12 protein-coding genes and 1 pseudogene are annotated in these 23,780 nt (G+C 72.2%); 2 read left to right on the top strand and 11 right to left on the bottom strand.

All coding sequences use genetic code 11. From position 1 onward, the window contains the following. Positions 1-62: 62 nt before the first annotated feature. From AB0D93_RS31190 to AB0D93_RS31210, 5 genes and pseudogenes are all read right to left on the bottom strand, one after another. Positions 63-1,199, bottom strand: a pseudogene (locus tag AB0D93_RS31190) (lysylphosphatidylglycerol synthase transmembrane domain-containing protein); the annotation flags it as partial. Beyond that, positions 1,196-2,356 carry a trans-aconitate methyltransferase gene (locus AB0D93_RS31195; RefSeq protein WP_362126480.1) on the bottom strand — a complete coding sequence of 387 codons (1,161 nt, stop codon included), beginning with the start codon at positions 2,354-2,356 and terminating at the stop codon, positions 1,196-1,198. The gene AB0D93_RS31195 and the pseudogene AB0D93_RS31190, both read right to left, overlap by 4 nt. Continuing rightward, positions 2,353-3,534, bottom strand: coding sequence for a glycosyltransferase family 4 protein (locus AB0D93_RS31200; RefSeq protein WP_362126483.1), 1,182 nt, complete (start codon positions 3,532-3,534; stop codon positions 2,353-2,355). Before AB0D93_RS31200 ends, AB0D93_RS31195 begins: the two co-directional genes overlap by 4 nt. Continuing rightward, complete coding sequence (locus tag AB0D93_RS31205) at positions 3,531-3,929, bottom strand: 6-carboxytetrahydropterin synthase (protein WP_362126486.1); 399 nt, start codon at positions 3,927-3,929, stop codon at positions 3,531-3,533. Before AB0D93_RS31205 ends, AB0D93_RS31200 begins: the two co-directional genes overlap by 4 nt. Before the next feature lie 111 nt (positions 3,930-4,040). After that, complete coding sequence (locus AB0D93_RS31210) at positions 4,041-5,030, bottom strand: zinc-binding alcohol dehydrogenase (RefSeq protein WP_362126489.1); 990 nt, start codon at positions 5,028-5,030, stop codon at positions 4,041-4,043. Between the two features lie 106 nt (positions 5,031-5,136). Between AB0D93_RS31210 and AB0D93_RS31215 the strand changes: the two genes are divergently transcribed. Further along, positions 5,137-5,898, top strand: coding sequence for a CDP-alcohol phosphatidyltransferase family protein (locus tag AB0D93_RS31215; RefSeq protein ID WP_362126492.1), 762 nt, complete (start codon positions 5,137-5,139; stop codon positions 5,896-5,898). A 66-nt stretch (positions 5,899-5,964) separates the two neighbouring features. Here AB0D93_RS31215 and AB0D93_RS31220 read toward each other — a convergent pair whose 3' ends face one another. From AB0D93_RS31220 to AB0D93_RS31245, 6 genes are all read right to left on the bottom strand, one after another. After that, positions 5,965-6,678: a YcnI family protein gene (locus AB0D93_RS31220; RefSeq protein ID WP_362126496.1), complete on the bottom strand. Its 714-nt coding sequence runs from the start codon at positions 6,676-6,678 to the stop codon at positions 5,965-5,967. A gap of 38 nt (positions 6,679-6,716) precedes the next feature. Then, a complete protein-coding gene (locus AB0D93_RS31225; protein ID WP_362126499.1) occupies positions 6,717-7,331 on the bottom strand; it encodes a hypothetical protein in 615 nt (204 codons plus the stop codon). Positions 7,332-7,459: 128 nt separating this feature from the next. Next, complete coding sequence (locus AB0D93_RS31230) at positions 7,460-8,545, bottom strand: DNA helicase (RefSeq protein ID WP_362126502.1); 1,086 nt, start codon at positions 8,543-8,545, stop codon at positions 7,460-7,462. Next, positions 8,542-10,395, bottom strand: a complete 1,854-nt coding sequence (locus tag AB0D93_RS31235) for a DUF1998 domain-containing protein (RefSeq protein ID WP_362126505.1) — start codon at positions 10,393-10,395, stop codon at positions 8,542-8,544. The genes AB0D93_RS31230 and AB0D93_RS31235 overlap by 4 nt, the downstream gene beginning before the upstream one ends. Then, the gene (locus tag AB0D93_RS31240; protein WP_362126508.1) at positions 10,392-13,526 is read right to left on the bottom strand and encodes a helicase-related protein; all 3,135 of its coding nucleotides are present in this window, start codon (positions 13,524-13,526) and stop codon (positions 10,392-10,394) included. Before AB0D93_RS31240 ends, AB0D93_RS31235 begins: the two co-directional genes overlap by 4 nt. Positions 13,527-13,583: 57 nt before the next feature. Next, positions 13,584-16,958: a sigma-70 family RNA polymerase sigma factor gene (locus tag AB0D93_RS31245; protein ID WP_362126511.1), complete on the bottom strand. Its 3,375-nt coding sequence runs from the start codon at positions 16,956-16,958 to the stop codon at positions 13,584-13,586. 505 nt (positions 16,959-17,463) lie between these two features. Between AB0D93_RS31245 and AB0D93_RS31250 the strand changes: the two genes are divergently transcribed. Next, the gene (locus AB0D93_RS31250) at positions 17,464-23,757 is read left to right on the top strand and encodes a protein kinase (protein WP_362126514.1); all 6,294 of its coding nucleotides are present in this window, start codon (positions 17,464-17,466) and stop codon (positions 23,755-23,757) included. Positions 23,758-23,780: the final 23 nt, after the last annotated feature.

A 23,780-nucleotide genomic window follows, 5' to 3' on the forward strand; every position in this document is an offset into this window, starting at 1 on the left:
CCGGTCGTGCGGCGCAGCCCGGCGTACCAGCGCACCACGAGGACCACGGCGCCGGGCAGGCTCGCCACGAAGCTCAGCACGCCGTAGACGACGGCGACGGCGACACCCGTGCTCGCGCCGAGTCCCGCGGCACCGAACGCCCAGGCGGTCACGCCCTCGCGGGGCCCGAAGCCGCCGACGTTCAGCGGCAGTCCCATGGCGACCAGGGCGAGGACGGCCAGCGGCACCAGCACCGCGACCGGGGCGGCGGAGCCGGCGACCCGGGCCGACACGACGAACATCGCCAGGTGCCCCGCGAGGATCACGGCGGAGGACAGTGCGATGCCCGGTCCGCCCCTGCGGGAGAACAGGCCCCGGCGGGCCTCTCCGAGGGCGGTGCCGAGACCGCCGGCCCGGCCGGACGGTGTCCGGTTCATGCGCACGGCGAGGCCCACGGCGAACACGCCGGCGACCGCGAGGGCCACCGGCGGGGCGGCGTCGCGGGCCGCGGCGCGGACCGGGGACGGCAGCGTCGGCAGCACGACGGCGGCGAACACGGCCAGCGCGATCTGTCCGGCGACGCGTTCCAGGACGACGGCCTTCACCCCGCGCCGCAGGTCACCGGCGCTCTGTCCGTGCCGGACCGCCCGGTGCACATCGCCCAGGATCCCGCCGGGCAGGGCCGCGTTCAGGAACAGGGCCCGGTAGTAGTCCGCGACGGCGGGGCCCAGCGGCAGCCGGATGCGCAGCCCGCGGGCCACCAACTGCCAGCGCCAGGCGCTGAGCACGGTGGTGACCAGGCCGATGCCCAGCGCGGCCAGCACCGTCACGGTGTCGATCCGGCGCAGCCCGTCGAGGAGCACACCGGTGCCCAGCCGCCACAGCAGGGCGCCGAGGATGACCACGCCGGCGACGGTGCCGAAGTGCGTGCGCAGCGCCCGGAGTCCGGGACGTCGGGGGTTGGCGGTCCGCGCGGGCTCGGGCGGGGACGACGGCTGCGCCGGCGGGGCCGGAGACTCCGGGGGCGAGGAGGCCCGTTCGGCAAGCACGGTACCGGCCGGGCGGGCCGCCTGCGCCGGGCCCGCACCCGCCGCGCGCGCGTGCATCGTGCCGGCGCCGTACACGCACGCATCGGCCGGGCCGCCGTCGGGCACGCGCGCGTGGCCGTCGGCTCCGGTGAGCCGCCGCCCGTGTTCCGTCGCGGCCGACCGCGTGCTCATGAGGTACCGCCCGTCGGCCGGGGCAGCGCCAGCAGGTCGCTGTGGTGGACCACGACCCGCAGGGCACCGGCCGCGCAGGCGGCCAGCCGGTCCCGCAGGTAGCGCTCGGCACGCTCGCGCAACTCGGGCCGCTGTTCCACGGCAGCGCCCACCCAGCCGCGCAGCCACTGCTCCGTCAGCGCCGCCTCCTCGGGGCCGAGCCGCCACGGGCTCGGGTGCACGCGTACGGCGGCCCCGCGCGCGGCGAACGCCTCGCAGGCCACGGTGACCGAGTCCGGACCGAGCAGCCCGCCCCGCCGCTGATGCGCGTTGAACGCCTCGGTGATCTCCGTGTCCAGCGGGTCGGCCGGGGTGAGTTCGACGCGTCCGGCGACGGACAGGGTGAGCAGCGCGGGGCAGCCGGCCCCGGCGCAGGCGTCGACGAGGGTGACGACCTCCTCGCGGGTGAGGACGTCGAGCAGCGCGGACGCGGTGACCAGCGAGGCCCCCGCCAGCGCGTCCGGGGTCAGCCGGGCCACGTCACCGCGCCGGGTCTCCACGGTGACGCCGCTGCCGTCGGCGGTGGAGCGCGGGGAGGCCACGGCGGCGAAGTGCAGCAGGTAGGGGTCGCGGTCGTGCAGGACCCAGTGCTGGGCTCCGTCCAGGCGGGGCGCGAGCCAGCGGCCCATCGAGCCGGTGCCGCAGCCCAGGTCGTGCACGGCCAGCGCGCCGGTGCGGCCCGGCAGGTTCGCCAGCCGGATCCGCAGGGGATCCAGCAGGTCCTGGGCGCGGGCGGCCGCGTCGGCCGGTTCCCTGAGCTGCAGCCATTCGGGCGCGTACCGGGGCGGTTCCGCGGGCTCGTCGTCGCGCAGCCGTACGGTGGCCCGCTCACCGGGACGGGCGACGGGCCCGGCCCCGGCGACGACGGAGGACTCGGCACCGTGCGCCGCGCCGGCGGTGCCCCCGGCGTCCCGGGCGTCGTCCGCGGCCCCGGACGCCTCGGCACGCACCGGCGCGACCGGGGCTGGTGCCTCACCGCGACCGGCCTCGACCTGGTCCTCGGTCCCGCGCACCGACTCCACCTCGCTCTCGCTCCTGTGCTCCGGTGTCGTGTCCCTCGGTCCGGCCTGGGCCGGGATCGACGCCATGCCGTTCGACGTGGCCCTGGGCCGGGTCATGCCGCCCTCCTCGGGGCTTCGGGGAGCCGGGCGAGGACCGCGGCCAGGCTGCGGGCGGTGGTGGCCCAGCCGTCGAGCGCGGCGCGGCGGCCGCGGGCCGCGGCCTTGAGCCGGCGGCGCACGTCGGGCTCGCCGAACCAGCCGCGCAGTTCGGCGGCGAGCGCGGCGGGGTCCTCCGGCGGCACGAGGATGCCGGGCACCCCGCCGTCGGGGGCGCGGCCGACCGCCTCCGGCAGGCCGCCCACGTCGGTGGCGAGGACCGGGATGCCGCGGGCCAGGGCCTCGGTGACCGCCATGCCGTAGGTCTCGGCGTAGGAGGTGAGGACCATCAGGTCGGCGGCGGTGTACGTGGCGTCGAGGTCGGCGCCGGAGCGGGGGCCGGTCAGGTGCAGCCGGTCGGTGAGGCCGTACCGGTCGATGAGGGTGCGCAGATGGGTGACGTAGTCGGGGTCGTGGCCGAGGCCGCCGACGAGTTCACACGTCCACGGCAGGTCCCGTACGGCCGCGAGCGCGTCCACAAGCCGGTGCTGGCCCTTGCGCGGGGTGACCGCGGCCACGCACAGCAGCCGGGAGACGCCGTCGGTGCCGGGCGCGAGGGGGGCGATGTCGGCGCCGGGCGCGGCGACGTGCACCCGTTCGGGGGCCAGTCCGTGGTGGGAGACGATCCGGCGCACGGCCCAGTCGCTGGTCGCGACGACGGCGGGCGCGGCGCGCAGCACGGCGCGCTCGCGGGCGTCGAGGCCGGCGGCGACGTCCGGGTCGAGGCCCGTCTCGTCGCCGAGCGGGAGGTGGACGAGCACGGCCAGGCGCAGGCGGTCGGCGTGCGGGGTGACGAGTTCCGGGACGCCGCACGCGACGAGCCCGTCCAGCAGCACCACCGCGTCGTCCGGCAGGTCCCCCAGGGTGCGGGCGAGGTGGTCGCGGGCGGTCTGGTCGGGGCACGGCCAACTGCCGGGTGCGGTGTGCCGGGTGACCTGCCAGCCGAAGCCGGGCAGGTCCAGGCAGACCCGGCGGTCGTAGGCGTTGCCGCCGCTGGGCGCCGTCGGGTCGTCGACGCCGCCCGGCAGGACGAAGTGCACGGTGCGCAGGGACATGGGGGTGATTCCGGCGTTCTCGACGGTGCCGGTCTGCACCGGCACATAGGATAGACGGGTCCGCTCCGTGGTCGTCCCGGTCACAGGCCACGCTCGTAACTCGCCCAGGCGATGTGCGACTCGTGCAGCGTGACGGCGATGCCCGCGAGGCCCTTGGCACCCTCGCCGAGGGCGCCCTTGTGGACGCGTTCGGCGAGCCGGTCGGCGATGACCTTGGCGAGGAACTCGGTGGAGGTGTTGACGCCGGCGAAGTCGGGTTCGTCGTCGAGGTTGCGGTAGTTCAGCTCGGCGGTGATGAGCCGCAGTTCCTGGGTGGCCAGGCCGATGTCCACCACGATGTTGTCCTCGTCCAGCTGCTCGCGGCGGAAGGTGGCGTCCACCAGGAACGTGGCGCCGTGCAGTCGCTGCGCAGGTCCGAACACCTCGCCGCGGAAGCTGTGGGCGATCATGATGTGATCGCGGACGGTGATGCTGAACAACGGACGTCCCTCCAGGTACGACGCGTCTGGTCCCCCTGTCCTTACCCGTCGGGGGATGCCGTGTAGTACGGCTCTTCGCTTCCCCGTGTTCAGCCCTCTCTCACTCTTTTCTCAGGTCAGGCCCGTCTCGGCGTACCGGATCCGGTGGCACAGGGCGGGGATGTCGCCCGAGGCGAGTTTCGGCATGACGTCCGGGAGTTGCTCGAAAGCGCTCTCCCCGGTGATGAGCGCGTCCAGTGCCGGGTCGGCGAGCAGATCGAGGGCGAGCGCCATCCGGTCGGCGTACGTGCGGCCGGCGCGGGCCGCCGGGGAGACGGTGCCGACCTGGCTGCTGCGCACGGTGAGCCGGCGCGAGTGGAAGGCCTCGCCGAGCGGCAGGGCGACGCGCCGGTCGCCGTACCAGCTCAGTTCCACCACCGTACCCTCCGGGGCGAGGAGTTGCAGGGCGCGGGTGAGGCCGGCCTCGGTGGCGCTGGCGTGCACGACGAGGTCGCAGTCGCCGAGGGCGCCCTCCGGCGTGGCGAAGTCCACGCCGAGGGCCTCGGCGGTCTTGGCGCGGGCCGGGTCGGCGTCGACGAGCTGCAGCCGGATGCCGGGGAAACGGGCGAGCAGGGCGGCCACCGAGCAGCCGACCATGCCGCCGCCGACCACCGCGATCCGGTCGCCGATCTGCGGCGCGGCGTCCCACAGGGCGTTCACGGCGGTTTCCACGGTGCCGGCGAGGACGGCACGCGCGGCGGGCACCCGGTCGGGCACGACGGTCACGGCGTTCACCGGAACGGCGTAACGGCTCTGGTGCGGATACAGGCAGAAAACGGTTCGCCCGAGCAGCGCATCCGGGCCCTCCTCCACCACGCCGACGCTGAGGTAGCCGTACTTCACCGGACCCGGGAAGTCACCCTCCTGGAACGGCGCCCGCATCGCGGCGTGTTGGCTCTCCGGGACCCCGCCGCGGAAGACCAGGGTCTCGGTCCCGCGGCTCACCCCGGAGTACAGGGCACGCACCAGGACCTCGCCCTCGGCGGGCTCCGCGAGGGTGAGGTCACGCAGCTCGCCGTGGCCGGGTGAGCGCAGCCAGAACGCGCGGGCCGAACGGTTCATCGGCATCCTCCTGAACAGTAGGGAAGTTGTTCACGTACCGAGAAGTGCACAGGCCGCGCACAGTACGCGGCGTGATCGACTCTGTCACTCGGCCGGAGGGTGTGCGGTGGCCCTGAACAACACGTACGACGCGAGGCCCCAGCAGGAGACCGCTGTGGGAGCGGGCATACAGCTGCTGCTGCTCGCCCTGCTCGGCACGGCGATAGGCATGGGGCCCGCCGGCTGGCTGACAGGGCTGGCATTCGCGTTCGCCACCTGGGCGGTGCTGGCACGCGCCCTGCACCGCTCCTGCCTGCGCTCGTTCGGCCCGGCGAACCGCGTCACGCTCGGCCGGGCGACCCTGGTGGGCGGGGTGACCGCGCTGGTCGCGGACTCCTTCGAGAGCGCTCCGCCGGTGACCCTGCTGGTCGGCCTGACCGCGGTCGCCCTGCTCCTGGACGGCGTCGACGGCAAGGTGGCCCGCCGCACGGGTACGTCGACCGCGCTCGGCGCGCGCTTCGACATGGAGGTCGACGCGTTCCTGATCCTGGTGCTGAGCGTGTACGTGTCCGTGCAGCTCGGCCCATGGGTGCTCCTGATCGGCGGCATGCGCTACGCGTTCGTCGCCGCGGCCCGGTTCGCCCCCTGGCTGAACGCCCCGCTGCCGCCGTCCTTCGCGCGCAAGACCGTCGCCGCCGTCCAGGGCATCGCCCTGCTCCTGGCGGGCGCGCAGCTCCTCCCGCACCCGGCGAACCTCGCGATCGTGCTCATGGCCCTCGGCTCGCTGCTGTGGTCCTTCGGCCGGGACGTGTGGTGGCTGTGGCGCACCTCCCGCATATCCGTGGAGGCGGCGGCCGGGACGGAGCTGCTGGAGCTGGCGGCGCGCTGAGCGACGCCGGCAGGGGGAAGGGCCCGGACCGGGGTACGGTCCGGGCCCTTCGGCGTGGGGTGACGGCTACGACCGTGCGGCCCGGCTCCGTACGATCGCGAACGCGGCGGCCGCGAGGCCGAGCACTCCGACGACCAGCCCGGCGACGCCGAGCCCACGGGCGGTGGAGTCGCCGGTGTCGGCGGCCTTGGCGGTGCCGGCGGTGGCGGTCCTGGCGGCCGCGGGTGTGCCGCTGGCGTCCCCGGCCGTCAGCTTCAGCACCGGGGCGGGGTTCTCCGGCTCGTCGCCGCCGGCCGGTTCCTCGATCCAGCGCACCACCTTGCCGTCGGAGTACGTCTGCAGCGTCTTGAACACCAACTGGCCGGTGTCATCAGGCAGCTGACCGAAAGCGACGTTGAAGTCCTCGTACTCCCCGGCGCCGATCTTCCCCCCGCTGAAGGTGATCTCGGAGGCGGCCTCGGTGATGGTGCCGTCGTCGGTCTTGACCGGCGTCTTCAGCTTGGCGGTGGTGACCTTGGCGGTCCAGCCGTCCTGCGGGTGGACGAGCACGCCGAGGACGGGATGGTCGGTGGGCAGGAAGACCTGCACCTTGGTGGTGAAGGCCTTGTCCTCCTCGTTCGGGACGCGGAAGGTCAGCACACCGTCGGTGGCTCCCTTGGCGTAGCTCTCGGGGTGGACGGTGACGTGCGCGGCGGCGGCACCGGCGGCGAGCAGGACCGTGGTGGCGGCGAGGGCGGCGACGGTTCCGGCGCGGCGCAGCGTGCAGCGTGGCATGGCCATGATGTTTCGATCTCCGTACGAGTGACGTGTGAGGGGTGTCAGAGCGAGTACGGGATCGGGACCGGGGGCCCGCGTCTGCTGACCGCGTGCCGCAGGAGGGTCAGGCGGGGCGGTCGGGGGGCCGTCGGCATGCGCGGGGCGTGCTCGACAGAGGCGGGCAGCGGGGTGTCGCGCCACCAGGCGATGAGCCGGGGCACGAGCGCGACGGCCCGCCGCAGCACCGACCACAGCGCGGCCTCCCCCCGCCGCAGCCACCAGGACGCCGCGAGGGCGGCGAGGAGGTGGGCGGCGGTGGCGTGGGCGGGGGCGGGGTGGGGCATCGCATCGGCCGGCATGCCGGCCATGGCGTGCCCCGACATGGATGCCATGTGCATGGCGTACGAGTGCGTCGGTCCGGCCGTCCGGTGGGCCGCGCCGAAGCCGAAGTGCAGCCCCGCCTGGGTGGCGAGCATGGCCGCGCCGATGCCGGGCAACGACCGCTCACGCCGACTGAGCACCCAGCCGAACACGAAGACGGCACCAAAGCCGACGCCGTCGGCCCACAGCGGCGGCATGTCCCCCATGGCCAGCCCGTGCCCGGCGGCAGCGAGCAGCACGCACACCGCGGCGAACACCGCGGCACGCAGACTCCTCACCGCCGGGGACGCGCTCATGGTGAGGGATCCTCCCACGGTGGGGGGATACGTGTGGCATCGATGCTCTGTTCAGTCACTGACCGGTACGGCGGTCACCACGCGGCACCTGTCACATCCGTGTCTCCCGGCCCCGGATCGCACATGGTTCAGCCGCGCACCAGCTCCCCCGTCCCGATCTGAGCCAGCAGCGGCGGCTCGTGCTCGCCCTCGTGGGCGAGGTGGAGTTCATGCCGGGCACGGGTGGCCAGCACGTAGTACGTCATCCGCAGGGCTGCCGAGGTGGGATCCACAGCCGCATCGGTGTGGGTGTCGGGGATGACGACCGTGTCGAATCCGAGCCCCTTCGCGCTGGCGCGGTGGACCAGGACGATGCCCGGACGAGCGAGGTCCAGGGTGCGGTACCGGCCCCCGGTGGCCTGGGAGGTGTACAGCTGCGGCTTGAGGCGCGGTGCTCTGCGCTCCAGACTGCCCAGGAGCGAGAACTGCGTGTGTGTGGAGTTCACGATCACGCCGATGGTGTGGTCGGGGTGCCGCTGGGCCAGCGTGACCAGAAGATCCGCGGCGCCGCGGTCGGGCAGGCGGTGAAGGCGTGGCCAGGGGCCGTCGCGGTCGGGCAGCACGGGCAGGCCGGCCCCGGTGTGGAAGTGGGCGGCGAATGCGGCGATCTGACGGGTGTTGCGATGGTTGCCGTCGAGCTCCAGGCGTGTGCAGTCACCAAGGCGCTGGACGATCTCCGCCAGGGTGGAGTTGGCGTCGGTGAGGCGCTGGCACTCGTCGGCGAACACCGTGACCCTGGCCCCGAGGACCCTGCAAAGGCGGTAGAACCCGGGGGGAAGGTCCTGTCCCTCGTCGACGACCAGGGTGAGACCGGGAGGGGGCTCGGTTTCGGCGGCCCGCTGGTAGAAGGCGGCCCAGTCGTACCAGCCGTCCTCAGCCCGTGGAGCCTTCGGGCCGTACCAGTCGGCGAGCCATGAGTGCGCCGTGGCCACGCGCACGCCGCGGTCCCTCGGCCCCAGTGCGTGGACGACGGACGACAGGGACTGGTGCAGCAGATAAGACCGTGTGAGCAGGACGGCCGGGGTGCCGGTGAGTGAGAGCATGACGGCGCGCTGGGCTGCCAGCAGGCTCTTGCCGCTGCCCGGCGGGCCGCTGATCAGGTGGTTGCCGTCGAACGGCAGGCTGTCGAGCGCGGCTCGCTGGGCCGGACCGAGGTCGAGGTAGGTGAGCGTCATGGCGTGGGCTGCTCCAGGGCTGCGGCCGCCGCTGTCCGGGCGGCGGTGACGATGGGCTCGAAGTAGCCCGGCACTTGCTCCCCGCCCACGACGAGGGCACGGTCGAGCAGCGTGTTGCCGGATTCGCAACTCGTCTCGGGCAGCAAGGCGCAGGCGTGGCAGGCGGCCCGGTTGAGGTTGCCGAAGCCTTGTCCGGAATGCTCGGCGCACAGTGGGTCGGCGGAGCACCAGGCGGCTGCTTCGGTCATGCGCAGCAGCGTCTCCGCCAGCCGCGCCGGTTCGCCCTGGCGCACGAGTCCGCCGAGCGTGCCCTCGGCGTCGCCGGCCGCGGTGTAGACGAGGATGCCGTACTGGTCCTGTTCTGGCCGGGCATAGATGCGTTCGCGCAGGCTCGCCGTCGTGTAGCCGGACTCGAAGGAGAGCTGGCGGATGAGGAGATGCGCGAGTGTGTGCAGCAGGACGAACCTCGGGGAGAGCTCCGCGCCGGTGAGGGCCTGAAGCCGGTCCTTCTGAAAGGCGCGGTCGAGGTCGGCCCGCATCCCGGCGACCCGTCGCACCACCCGGTCGTCGGCTTCCCAGCTCCTCAGCGTGTCCTTGTCGAGGGTGAGGAAGATGCCCTCGCCGAAGACCTCGACGGCGGGAAGCCACTTCAGGCGCCGGGAGGTGTCGGCGGGTACGACGGTGGCGTCCGGCGAGACCCGTGTGAAGCCGGACAGGGCGCGCACCTCGCGCAGCCGGTCGGCGAGCAGGATCCGTCCGATGCCGCGCCGCAGGCCCACCCAGGGTTCCGTGGTCTCCTGGGCCAGGCCGAGCGTGGTCTCGCGCAGCGCGAAGTCCCGGGTGGCAGGCGGGACGGGTGCCATGAACGCCTCCCACTCCTCGCGGCTGAGATCGGGACGTGCAGGTGCGGCCGCCGATCCGGGAGCCGGTGCCGCAGGCTGTCCGGTCTCGTCGGCCAGGAGCAGATCCAGCAGGGCATCGTCCGCTCCGGTGTCATCCTTGATCATTTCGCGGAAGACCTCGGCGCGCGGAGTGGCGGCGACCTTGCACAGGGAAACCCACAGGTCGTGCTCGCGTACCCGGCTCGCGACCTGCTCGTCGGGGTACATCGGAGTTTCCGTCTCGGGTATGTCGAGGGCCGAGTGCACGATGGGGTAGTACAGATTGCCGGCGGTGCGCTGCACGATCTGGATGGGCTTGACGCATTCCACGGCTTCGTTCGCCCGTTGCCACGGGTTGCGTCCGGAGCAGCGCATGCCGTGCGTGCCGAGGATGTCGAGCAGGTCGCGGGAGGCTCCGCAGGCCTTCGCCGTGCACGCGACGGAGAGGGCCTCGAGGCCGGAGGCCCGCTCGGAGACCAGGAACCGCAGCTTCTCGCGTTCTTCGCATTCCGTGCGCTCAGTGGCCTCGCGCCGCGAGTGGGCCCAGAACCACCAGTCGATGTCACCGAGGTGACCGGCGGAGCAGATCTGCACGAACCTCATGGGCGCCAGCGTGGGGCCCGGCGAGCACGACGGGCAGCGCGGCGGCTGTCCCGGCTTCTCGTCCGCGATGCGCCAGCGCTTCATGCGTCGGCACGCCCCGCAGAAGAGCCAGGCGGGGAAGCGGATGTAGGGAGCGCCGGGTGCGTCCGGGACGTCGTAGCGTTCGTTGGCGGTGGGCGGGGCGGCGTAGAAGCCCGTGACCCCGAGGCGGGTGGCGAGCCGGGGCGACTCCACGTGCTGCTTGGCCCGCTGCGGCCAGTCGCCGATGCCGGTGGCCACGAACGACTCGCCCTGGATGTCGAAGACGGCCCCGACACCGAACGGCAGGACGGTCTGCGACTGACGTACCCGTAGTGTGCGGCTCACAGGTCCGCTCCCTTCACCATGACCTGGCATTCACGGTCGACGTTGCGCATGGAGTTGGGCGTCTCCCACAGGCCGTAGCGCTGCTCGAAGCTCTTGATGAGGTTGGACTGACCCTTGCCCTGGTTGCGGTAGTACAGCTCCCGGCCGTCCTTGCGCGCCTCGCGGGCGGCTTCCTCCCAGGCGGCGAGGAGTTCACCGAGTTCCTTGCGCACGGCGTCTGCCGAGACGGACTCACCGGCGGTCACCACCCGCGCCGACAACTCGTCCAGCAGCGCCTCCGCCTCGGGCATCCGGTCGAGGATCCGGCCCGCCTGGTTCTCCGCGGACAGGCCGAGGCGATGCCGTACGAGGATGACGAGCGCCGCGTGCAGGGCTCGGCGCCGCGAGGGTACGGACCAGGGCGTGACGCTGGTCGGTTCGACGTGTCGGTAGAGCGACCGGTGATAGACGTCGAACGTCTCGTAGTGCGAGCGGTCGCGGGGCCGGGTGGCGTTGAAGAACGTGACGACGAGTCCGGGCACGGTGTGCCGGCCCACCCGGCTGGTGGCCTGGATGTACTCGGCCGTCGTCTTGGGCTGGCCCTGCATGAGCATGAGGGCGAGCCGCTTCACGTCGACGCCCACGGAGAGCATGTTCGTGCAGGGCAGGAAGGACACCGACTGCTCGTCCCTCCAGCTCTTCTCGAGCCGGTCGAGCAGGACGGGTTGCTCCGCCCGCAGCAGGTTGCTGGTCAGCTCCTGGACCTGATGGTCACTCAACTCCCGTATTCCGGAGCCGGATCCCGAGTCCAGTCCCTTGAGCTGGGCCGGGATGTCGTCGGCAGCGGCCGTGACGGTACGCCCGAGTTCGCGCAGGCTGTGGTGGTAGGCGACCAGGGTCCAGTAGTCGTCGCGGTGGTCCAGGGGCAGTTCCCAGGCGCCCTGGAGCATGGCCGCGGCGGTGGCCACGGAGGCGCGGCCCGCGGTGTGGCCCTGGGCCATCACGCCGAGGTAGAGCCGTCCGGGACGCGTCCTGTCGGGTTCGGCGAAGTACGAGTGCCTGGCGTCGAGTCCGGCAGGCGGGAAGAGCTGCACGTCGCTGCCGTACAGCGCGCGGATCTGCTCACCGGAGCGGCGGATGGTCGCCGTGGAGGCCACCACCTTCGGTCCGACGCCCTCGGGCGTGGTGCACAGACCGAGCACGGCCGACTCGTACAGGCCGACGGTCGTACCGAGGGGGCCGGTGAGCAGGTGCAGCTCGTCCTGGATGACGAGCGACGGCGGGAGGTTCCCGGTCCCGGCGCCGAACAGCCGCCCCGCGCGCGGCTCCCAGGCCAGCCGGGCGAACTTGTCCACGGTGCCCAGGACGAACGTGGGCGGACGGTCGTAGAGCTGCTCGTCCACGACGCCGACGGGCAGCTCGTCGTGGAAGGCGCAGTCGTCGCGCGGGCAGTGGAAGGCGAAGGAGTCGGCGGTCGCACGCACACCGTAGTCGCCGATGTCGGGCGACTTGTGGGAGGGAACGATGCGCGTGCCGCACCAGGGACACCGGTCCAGGATGAACACGTCGTCCGGCTTGGCAGCCCGGCGGACCTCCTCGAACTTGGTACGGGCCGTGTCGTAGGAGTTCGGAGACGTGGCCTCGCCCACCCAGAGGCCTATGGAGAACGGTTCCTCTCCATAGGTCTCGGGGTCGGCGCGGCGCAGGGTCTCCAGAGCGCAGACCGTGGTGGCCGCGCGCTGGAACTGCTGCGTCGTCAGCAGGCTGAGGGTGTAGCGGCTGAGGACGGCGGTCCCGCCACCGTCGGGTGCGGCGCGCCGCAGGACCATGACGAAGGCGGCCAGCAGCAGGTACGCCTCGGTCTTTCCACCGCCGGTGGGGAACCAGATGAGGTCGGTGACGTCCCGGTCCGGATGCCGCGGGTCGGCGACGCCGTCCATGGCGAGCAGGAAGAACGCCAGCTGGAACGGCCGCCAGGTCGCCTCCGGGTTCGGCGCCGGGTCGAGCAGCACCGGGTCGCGCCGGGCACGCCGCTCGCCGGCCTGGTCGCGAGCGGAGTGCCGCATCTGCAACGCCATGGCACGGTTCGCGGCCCGGAAGGCACGCAGGAGTTCGGGGCGGTCCGGGTCGCAGAGCGTGCGCACACCGGATTCGATGCGGGTGACCGCGGTGTGGACGCGGCCGAGAATCCGGTCGGCGGCTTCGCGTCCCCACTCGGGGATGTCGGTGTTGAGCTGGCCCACGTACCAGGCGCGGTAGTGGGCCGCGAACTCGCCCAGCTCTTCGCGGAGCTGCGCCACGGAAACCAGGGGGTCCGCGAGGTGCAGGACATTGAGGACGGGCGTGCCGGTGAGGCCCGCGGCCTTGGTACCGCTGACCTCGGCCTGCGGCATGACGGCGGCCTTCACCCCGGTCACCTGCCCCGAGTCCTCGTCGCGCTGCTCCTCGACCGCGCACCCGTGCCCGACGGCATGGGTCCGGACGTGCCGGTACTGCAGCCGCAGTTCCTGTTCCTCGGGGTCGCGGCTGGCCAGGCGAACGCTCGGGTACGGCAGTACGGCACCCTCCACGGGCCGTGCCTCCAGGCCCACCTGGAACAGCATGCGGTCCCACTGCGCGGCCTTGCCGAGGGCCTGCTCGTGGTGGGCGGCGTTGACCAGGGCCACGGTGACCAGGTGTCCACCCCGGAACGTCCGGCGGCGCACGCGGATTTCCGCCCGGCCGTCGAGTACGGGCACGCGGTCGCGCTCCGGTCCGAGCGTGTGGGTCTCGGAGCGGAGCGGAACCCGCTTCCAGCGCCGGCCCCGGTCACCCGTCGCCGCCTTCGTCTCGTACCGGGCCCCTGAGCAGCCGACGGTGACCGTGGTCGTGTCCGTGTAGAAGCTCAGCCCCAGGGAAGAGGGCAGCCAGGAGTTGGCCTCGGGAACGGGGTCCGTGGAGGGAGCCGTGTCGTCGGCGCGTGCTTCCGTGCCCGGGCCGTCCGGCTCCTCCGCCGCGAGGTCCAACTGTCTTTGCAGATCGGCTTCCTGTGGGTACAGGGTGCCCATGAGGTACTGCCGGTCGGGCGGGGCGTCGAGGATCTCCTGCTCTCCGACTGCCGGGCCGACGAGTTGGCGGTGCAGGTAGTCGACGAGCTCTTGCCGGGCGTCCATGGTGCTCCTGGGAACTGATCGAGAAGTTCGAAAAGGGGGGAAGGGCGAGGCTCGTGCTCAGGGCCGGCGCCAGCGATCCCTCAAAGACGCCCGGCCGGCGGCCGGTGCCTGCAGGGCGGCGAGCTGCGCCTGCAACTCGCTGATCCGGGCCCAGGCGTCGTGCTCGACCTGTGCGAGGCGTGCGGCAGCGATCTGCTGACCCTGCGCCGCGCGGGCTTCCGCCTGGTCGGCGGCCGACACGAGTGCTTCGGCCCGCCGCTCCGCCGCCTCGGCCCACTGCTGGGCCTGCTCGACGTCGGCGGCGGCACGCTGCCCGGCCTCGTACATCGCCCGGTCCCGGGCGATGAGGCGGGTCTCGGCCTGCCGCAGCCGGGCTTCGAGGTGCGCGATGCGCGCCTCGGTCTCCTCGCGGTACCGGCGCAGCCGCTGCTCCGCTTCCTCGGCCCGGGCCTGGAAACGGGAGACTCGCTCGGCCCCGGCCGTGGACGCCGCCGATTCCGTGTGCCGCAACCGGATCTCCAGGTCCACGATGCGTTCCTGCGCGCGGCGCGTGGCAGCGACGGTCGCCTCACGCTGCTCCTCCTTGAGCCGCGCGACGCGCTCGTCGGCCTGACGTCGCAGGTACTGCTCCCGCCGGGCCAGCGCCTTGTCCGCGCGGTTCAGCAGGATCTCTTCCCAGCTGTCGAGCTGCTGTTCCGCCTGCGCCAGGGCGGCCGTGACACGAGCGTCGGCTGCCTGCCGTTCCTCGGCGATGCGACGTTCATGGGCCTGCGTGAGGCACGCGACTTCCGCCTCGTGCCTGGCGTGGGCCTCGGCGAGCCGCCGCTCGACATCCTCCCCGGTCTCAACCGGAGCGTCCTGCGAAGCACCGCCGTCCCCGTTCTCCGCATCGGCATCGGCATCGCTCCCTGTCACCCGCACCGACGCGAACTCGTTCAGGGCGTCCTGGATCGCGAGCCGTGACGCGTTGTCCACCAGAGGCTTCGCAGCAAGGTACGCACGCGGCGTCGTCCCGCCCAGGGCCTCGGACGTCCACTCGAAGAAGTGCTCGGGCCGGAGCTCGAGTTCCCTGAGCACATCGAAGACGCCCTGCAGTACCTCCAGGGCGCTGATCACACGACGGTCGAGCATGCCCCGCTCCCGCCCGGCCCTGACCACGGCGTCCGCGGCGGACGAGCCGAGCAGCACGGCCAGCTGCAGATGCCCGACGGCGAGCAGCGCGTACTCGGCGAGCCAGACCAATCCCCCACCGAAGGGCGGCGCCGTCAGCTCCCGTGCCTTGTGCCAGTCGGCGGTGTACTGCGTCCGCACCGGCATGTCATCGGTGCCGACGGCATCCGCCGCGGTCTCCTCGGCATCTGCCGCACCCGCCGGGGTCTCGGCGGCACCCGCGGTGGTCCGGCTCTGCTGCGATTCGGCCGCCTCCGCGTCGGGCTCGTCGGCAGCGGCCGTCGGGGCGTCGCACGCCGGCTGGTCGGCTGTCTGCTCCGGCCCGGTCGGCGCCCTTTCGGTCGGTTCCAGCTCAGCCGACCTCTGATCGGTTGCTTCCGGCGGGGCCGGCGCCTCCGCCTCGCCTTCCGCCGTCACCGCCTCCGCGAGGGCCCGCGGTGCGGCCAGGAACTCCCGGAGGGCGTCGCGCATCGCCAGCCGGGGCTCGCCGTGCACCAACGGCTTGCGGGCGAGGTAGGCCCGTGGCGTGACGCCACAGAGCGCCTCGAAAGAGCGGTCCAGGAAGTCCTCGGGCCGCAACCCGGCCTCGGCAACGGCGTCGAAGACACGGCGCAGCACCTCAAGCGCCATGAGCACGCTGTGGTCGGCCGGCTCGCGCTCGCGCGCGATCCTCAGCACCGCGTCGGCCGCCGGTGGTCCGAGGATCTCGGCAAGTCCCGGACCTCCGACAGCGGCGAGCGCGTAGTTCGCGAGCCCCGCCTGGCCGGACGGCTCATCGGCCGGCCGACGGGCCCTGGCCCGGTCCGCCGCGTCCACGGACGTCGCCCTGTCCGTCGTCATCCCGCCGGCCGGAGGCATCTCGGCCTCCGTTGTGGCCCGGCCGCTGGGCGGGGCGGCCAGAGAACGAGCTGCCGGACCGACGGCGCGGACGAGACGAGCCGGACGGGCCGCGCGAGAGACGCGGCGACGTGCAGCACCGGTGGAGACGCTCCGTGCGTTCCCGGACTCCTCGGGCACCGACGAGCCACCGACACGGAGAAGACGCGCCCTGCGCAGGCGTTCCCGCAGCTCGGGCACCAGCTTGACCTCCAGCTGCCTGATGCGCTCCCGCGTCACACCGAACTCGCCGCCCAGTTGGTCCAGGGTCGACGGTGGCTCGTCGTCGAGCCCCAGGCGCCGTACGAGGATCCGGTGGTCCCGGCCGGAGAATGTGTCCACCACGGTCATGGCCTCTGTGAGGAGCAGGGCGTTGTGCACCTGCTCCTCGAACGGCGGCACGGCCCGGGTACGCGCGACGAAGTCCCCGAGGGTCGCCCCGTCCCCGATCACGCGGTCCAGGGAGTCGGTACGTCGGCTCAGTCTCCGGGCCTCTTCGACCTTGCTCAGACTCAGGTCGCACAGCACGGCTACGTCGGCCGTGGTCGCCGGTCTTCCCTGCGCCGCGAGAGTCCGTTCGGCGCCCGCCACCTTGCGGATCCGTTCGTGCATGTGGACGGGGATGCGAATGACGGTTCCCTCGTCCCAGAGACCCCGGGTGATCGACTGCCGGATCCACCACGTCGCGTAGGTCGAGAACTTGAACCCCTTGGCCGCGTCGAACTTGCGCGCCGCCCGCATCAGCCCCAGCGCTCCGTGCTGGAACAGGTCGTCGTAGTCCAGCCCCTGCTCCAGATAGCGGGGAACAAGGCTGTGGACGAGTCTCTGGTTGTGCACGACCAGGCAGTCCCGCGCGCGAATCCTGATGTCTTCCGGAGGCAGGGCGCTGAGCGTTTCCTGGTCGGGTTCCTCGTTCGCCGCGCCCCTGACGAGCACGGCGAGCCCGACCTCCTCCTGCGCGGTGAGCAGGCGGTTCTCCGGCCGACGGCGCATGCGGTCCTCACGCATGACGGCCCGTGCCGCGGCCACTGCGGCGGCCACGTCCGCGTCAGTCCGTACGACCGTTCCGGACGGCTCGGGCAGGAAGTCCTCCGGCGGCTCGCCCACCTGCTCCGGTGAGCCCTGCTCCTCCGCGACCGAAGGCTCCTCGAAGGCCGACATCTCTCCTGCGGCCCGGCCGCCACTGGCCGCCTCCTGCCTTCCGGGCGCCTCTTCGGGCGTGGCGTCGGCCGTCGTGTCCACGGACGGCTTCTCGGGCCGCACCCTGGCAGCCTCCCGAAGGGCCGCCGCCTCGCGTGCGTTCAGCCCCGCGAGCCGTACGACTCCTTCCAGGGCCCGGGACGTCACGTATCCCTCGGTGTCCGCGTACCGCTCGAGCAGCCGCATCACCCGATCGAGCCGGGGGAACACAATTTCTACACGCTTCCGCGCAACCTTTCCCACATCTGGAATGTCGATGCCTGCATGCACCACGTTCCTCTGGACAGGCACCCTCAGCCTGAGCAGTTCACGCCGCAGGCGCTCCCGCTCGTCCTCACCGAGCCCCAGCCTGCGTGTCTGCGCCAGGAACACCGCCTCCGGCACGACTCCGCCGACCACGGCCCGGCGGAGCTGAGCCATCAGCTCCGCCAGGGCAGCCCGGGTGACGGAGGCCCCCCGCCCGCCAACCCCCTGATACTCCGCCATGCCACCCACCCCCAACGTGATTTACACGCCAGACAGTAAGGGCGTCACGTTAACACTGTCAACGCATCATGCCTCTAGGAAACTTGGGGCTTCTCGTGTACGGTGACCGCGTCTGCACTCTCCGTTCGGTCAGGATGGCGGAGCGGCGGCGGGCACAGGGGCAAGTCCCTTAGGGGTCGGGGAAGTAGAGGGCAGGGGAGCAGCCGTGGGCCACGAGCTGATCGATGGCAGATTCCGCGTCGGACAGGTCATCGGCAAGGGCAACATGGGGGAGGTTCACCGGGCCGAGGACCTCCAGGCCCCGGAGGGCAGCGCCGAACGCTCTGTCGCCGTGAAGACGATCCTGCGCCGCCGCACGGGCGGCCTGATCGACACCGGGGCGGACAACAAGGCCGTGGACCGGTTCGCCCGTGAGGTGCGCATCATGCGCCGCCTCGAGCACGCGAACCTGACACGGCTCATCGCCGGAGGGATCAGCGCGGACGGCGGACTGCCGTACCTGGCCATGGAGTTCCTGGACGGCGAGACGCTGCGCGATCTCATCGAGGAGGAGCGCCAGCTGCCCATCTCCTGGGTGGCCGCGATCGGCGCCCAGATGGCCGACGGCCTCTCCGCCGCCCACGCGGCCGACGTGGTGCACCGCGACCTGAAGCCCGCGAACGTCATGCTGATCCGGGGCGGTACCGTCAAGGTCCTCGACTTCGGCATGGGCCGCATCGTCGACGACCCGGACGAGGCCCGGCTGACCAGCACCGGCGTCAGCGTCGGCACCGCCCGCTACATGGCGCCCGAGCAGTTCGAGGCCCGTCAGGTGACCCAGGCCGCCGACCTGTACGCGCTGGGCTGTGTGCTGTACGAAATGCTCGTCGGGGTACCTCCCTTCGTCAGCGAGTCGCCGTTCGAGCTCGCCCGCAAGCACCTCGAGGCCGAGCCGACGCCCCTCGGAGTGATCCGCGGTGAGATCCCTGCCGAGCTGATCCGCCTCGTCGGCCGGCTGCTCGCCAAGGACCCGGCCGACCGGCCCGCGAGCGCGGCCGAAGTGCGTGACGCCCTGTACCCACTGGCCGTGCGCGACGGGGACGAGACCCGGCTCCCCCACTGGAGCGCCTTCGATCCGACGCGGTCCCTGGCCGCCACCGCCGCCCGCGCCGTCGTGTCCACGCCCGCGCCGCGGCCGGCGCCGGTCACCACCTCCGGCACGGCGATGGACGTCTTCGGGGTGCACCGCGCTCTCATCAAGGACTACCGCGACTTCACCGAGGGCGGCACCGTCATCCGCGACGACCGCGTCGCCGCGTTCATGGAGAAGGACCTCGACGACAAGTCGCAGTGGCCGGATCCGTGGCTGTCGCTCAACCCGTTCTTCCAGAGCGGCGGCACGGTCGTCGAACTCGTCGGGGAGAAGGCCCTCCACCAGGAATGCGCCCGCATCTTCCAGGCCGGGAAGACGGAGGGCGGCACCGTCCCGGACGGGCGGCCGCTCACCCTGCACCGCCACCAGCGCGAGGCCATCGACGCCGCCGCGCGTGGTGCCTCGTACGTACTGACGACCGGCACCGGTTCCGGCAAGTCGCTGTCGTACATCGTGCCGATCGTGAACCGCGTCCTTCATGAACGGGACTCCGAAGGTCCGAGAGCGGTCAAGCGAGTTCGGGCCATCATCGTGTACCCCATGAACGCGCTGGCGAACAGTCAGCTGAAGGAACTGGAGAAGTACCTCCGCGACGGCTACGGCCAGGGCCGCGAGCCGGTCACCTTCGCCCGCTACACCGGCCAGGAGGACGACGAGAAACGCAAGGAGATCCGCGACAACCCGCCGGACATCCTGCTCACCAACTACGTGATGCTGGAGCTGATGCTCACCCGGCCCGCCGACCGGGCCAGCCTCATCAAGATGGCCAAGGGCCTTGAGTTCCTCGTCTTCGACGAACTCCACACCTACCGCGGCCGGCAGGGCGCCGACGTGGCCCTGCTGATCCGCCGGGTCCGCGAGGCCTGCCAGGCCCCTCACGTGCAGTGCATCGGCACCTCGGCGACCATGTCGACCGAAGGCACCGTCGAGGACCAGAAGAAGGTGGTCGCCGACGTGGCGAGCAGGCTGTTCGGCACGACGGTCAGCCCCGAGGACGTCATCGGCGAGACGCTCGTACGTGCCACCGACGAGGCGCCCGCCGCCGTCCCCGCCGAGCGCCTGACCTCGCCCGCCGCACCGCGAGCGTACGACGATCTCGTGCGTGACCCGTTGGCCCGCTGGATCGAGACCCGCTTCGGCCTGGCCACGGACGAGGCGACGGGCCGGCTGGTGCGGCGCCGGCCCACCAAGATCGAGGTCGCGGCGGGCGAGCTGGCCGAGCGGTCGGGGGTGTCCAAGGACGACTGCGCGAATGCCATCGAGGCCACTCTGGAGGCCGGCTCTCAGGCCCGCCACCCGGTCACCGACCGCCCGCTGTTCGCGTTCCGGCTGCACCAGTTCCTGTCCAAGGGCGACACCGTGTACGTCACCCTGGAGGACAAGCTCTCGCGTCATCTGACCCGCTCCTACCAGCTGGAACAGCCGGGAAGCGGCGGCAAGCTGCTGATGCCGCTGGCGTTCTGCCGGGAGTGTGGGCAGGAGTACCTGACCGTCTGGCGCACCGAGAAGGACGGCGAGGTCCGCTACGAGGCCCGACGGGACACCTCCGCCACGGGCGGGCGCCAGGGCGACGGCTACCTCTTCGTCGACCAGGAGCGGCCGTGGCCGTCCAGCGTCCAGTACGCGGTCGACGACCGCCGGCTGCCGGAGTCCTGGCTCGAACTGGACGACAGGGGCCAGGAGGTGGTCAGGAAGACGTTCCGCGACCGGGTGCCGCGCGCCGTCACCGTGGACCCGCTCGGCTACGAGGGCCGAGGCGAACTGCAGGCCGCGTTCATCCCGTCGCCGTTCCTCTTCTGTCTGCACTGCGGTGTGGCCTACGAGCAGACGCGCGGCCGGGACTTCGCGAAGCTGGCGACGCTGGACCAGGAGGGCCGGTCGTCGGCGACCTCGCTGATCTCGGCGTCGGTGGTGCGCTCCCTGAAGTCCGTGCCGGAAGAGGCGCTGGACAAGGAAGCGCGCAAGCTCCTCACCTTCGTGGACAACCGGCAGGACGCATCCCTCCAGGCGGGCCACTTCAACGACTTCGTGCAGATCACCCAGTTGCGCGGGGCGCTGTACCGGGCCGCCTTGGACGCGGGTGAGGCAGGCCTCGCCCATGAGGAGCTGGCCTCCGCGGTGACGAACGCGCTCGCGATCGCCCCCGTCGACTACACCGGCGACGCCGACCAGCCGCCGTCACTCGCCCGCGCCGCGGCGAAGACGCTGCGCGACGTGGTCGCCTTCCGGCTCTACCTCGACCTGGAGCGCGGCTGGCGCATCACCATGCCCAACCTGGAACAGACCGGTCTGCTGGAGATCGACTACGCGGACCTGCAGTGGGTCGCCGACCGGCAGGACCGCTGGGCGCACACGCACACGGCGCTGCGGGACGCCGACCCGGCGCTGCGGGCGGAGATCACGAAGGCGCTGCTCAACGAGATGCGCCGTTCGCTCGCCATCGACGTGTCGTACTTCCGCGACGACTTCGACGCATTGCAGCGAGCGAGCGAGGAACGGCTGGTGGACCCGTGGGTGCTGTCCGCCTCCGACCGGCCGCGTGTCGGCACCGCCTACCCGCATCCGTCCTCGGGCCGGGGACTGGACCGATCCGGCCTGTTCCTCTCGGCACGTGGCAAGTTCGGCAAGTACCTCAGGCGTGCCGACACCTCGTTCAAGGACCTTCCCCCGGACGACCTGCAGCTCGTGATCGCGGAACTGCTGACGGTGCTGGCGGCCAACGGCCTGGTGAAGGAGGTGTCGGAGGCGCCTCAGCGGGCGGGCGGCCGCTACCGCAGGCCGACGACTCCGACCACGACCGGATACCGGGTGGCGGCCCAGTCACTCATCTGGCGCGCCGGCAAGGGCGAGACGGGCGCCCACGACCCACTGACCCGCACCTACCCCAGTGGCGACGGCCCGCGGGTGAACACCTTCTTCCGGGACCTGTACCAGGAGGCGGCAAGCGCGCTGTCCGGGCTGTTCGCCCGGGAACACACGGCCCAGGTCGCCCCGGAGGAGCGGGAGCGGCGCGAGGAGGCGTTCCGCAAGGCGGAGTTGAAGCTGCTGTACTGCTCCCCCACGATGGAGCTGGGCGTCGACATCTCCTCCCTCAACGCGGTGATGATGCGCAACGTGCCGCCCACTCCCGCCAACTACGCCCAGCGTTCCGGCCGCGCGGGCCGCAGCGGCCAGCCCGCCCTCGTGACGACGTACTGTGCGACGGGCAACAGCCACGACCAGTACTACTTCCGCCGCTCGGAGCGGATGGTGGCGGGCGCGGTGGCGCCCCCGCGTCTCGACCTCGCCAACGAGGACCTGGTCCTCTCGCATCTGCAGGGTATATGGATCGCCGAGGCCGGCCTGAAGCTGGGCCGCGCGATACCCGAGGTCCTGGACGTGTCGTACCCGGACACCGGCGACCGCCCGAACCCCGCGCTGGAGCTGCTGCCCGACATCCTCGACGCCTCCCTCGACGAGAGCGCGCAGCACCGCACCGTGGACGCGGCCCTGCGGGTGCTCGGCCCCCTGCTGCCGGACTTCGCGGACACGACGTGGTGGCACGACGACTGGATCCAGGACCGGGTGCGTACGGTGCCGGAGCGCTTCGACCGAGCCTTCGACCGCTGGCGGCAGCTGTTCCGCGCCGCGCTCGACGACCAGTACATCCAGAACAAGCGGCGCCTGGACTACAGCCTCACGGAGAGCGACCGCAACCGGGCCAACGCACGCCGCCGTGAGGCGGAGACGCAGCTGAACCTGCTGATGAACGAGAGCGTCGACAGCAAGTCGGTCCTCTCCGACTTCAACCCCTACCGCTACCTCGCCTCCGAGGGCTTCCTGCCCGGCTACAGCTTCCCGCGCCTGCCGCTGGCCGCGTACATCCCGACGATCGGCCGCCGCCGGGGTGACGGCGACTACCTCCAGCGTCCTCGCTTCCTCGCCATCCGCGAGTTCGGTCCCGGCGCGCTCATCTACCACGAGGGCGCCCGCTACCAGGTGACCCGCATCCAGCTCCCGCCTGACTCGTCCGGCGACCTGGCCACCAGCGAGGCCCGCCGCTGCGCGCACTGCGGCTACCACCACGACCCGGCCGAGCGCCAGGACCGCTGCCACATGTGCGACGAACCGCTCGGCGCGGCGACCTACGGCCTGCTCCAGCTGCACACCGTCTACACCACGCGCCGTGAACGGATCTCCTCCGACGAGGAGGAGCGCCGCCGGGCCGGCTTCCGGCTGGAGATGTCGTACCGCTTCCAGGACCATGGCGCCCGCAAGGGCCGCCTCAACGCCTCCGTGGCGGACGCCTCGGGCGGGCCGCTGGCCGACCTGGCGTACGGCGACTCGGCGACGGTCCGCATCACCAACCTCGGCCGGGTACGCGCCAAGAAGGACGAGCCGGCGGGCTACTGGCTCGACCTCGCCGACGGCCGCTGGATGAACGACAAGGACGCCGCCGAGGCCTCCGGCGACTCCAGCGAGCTGCCGGTGGTCGACGAGGACGGCAAGGAACGGCGCCGCAAGAAGCGGGTCATCCCGTACGTGGAGGACCGCCGCAACATCCTCGTCGTCACCCTGGACGAGGCCCTGCCCGAGCCCGAGGCGCTGTCCCTCATGTACGCGCTGGAGCGGGGCATCGAAGCCGCGTTCGAGCTGGAGGACGCCGAGCTGTCAAGCGAGCTGCTGCCACCGGACGGCGGACCGCGGAACCGGTTCCTGTTCATGGAGGCCGCGGAGGGCGGCGCGGGCGTACTGCGCCGCCTCCAGGCGGAGCCGGACGCCCTGGCGAAGGCCGCCCGATACGCGCTGTCGATCTGCCACTTCGATGAGGACGGCACCGATCTGGGCGGCCCGCACCCGGACCGGCCGTGCGCGCTCGGCTGCTATGAGTGCCTGCTGACGTACGGCAACCAGCTCGACCACGCGCTGATCAACCGCCATGCGGCCCGGCATCTGCTGGTGCGGTTCGCCTCGGGAACGGCCGAGCGCGAGTCGCGGGGTGAGTCGCGGTCGGAGCAGTACCGGCGGCTGGTGGAGAAGGTTCCGGCGGCACCGACTGCCGTCGAGGCGACGGCCGCCGCCGAACTGGCCGCGCGCGGTGACTTCCTGGGCTGGGCGAAGGCACGGGGACTGAACCTGCCGGACGAGGCCGGGCCGTTCCTCACCGAGGCGAACGCACAGCCCGACTTCGTGTACCGGCTGCCCGGCGGGAACGTGGCCGTCTTCGTGGACACACTCGGCAAGGAACAGGACACCTTCCGGGACGAGGACGCCGAGGACCGGCTCTTCAACGCCAGTTGGGATGTGGTCCGCTTCCCGCACGGCGCGGACTGGGACGCGATCGCCGCAGCGAACGCCCGCTACTTCGGCGCCCCCTCCGCCAACTGAGCACTACCACCACCTCCCCGCAC

It is taken from the genome of Streptomyces sp. NPDC048191, assembly GCF_040652655.1.
GTDB lineage: Bacteria > Actinomycetota > Actinomycetes > Streptomycetales > Streptomycetaceae > Streptomyces.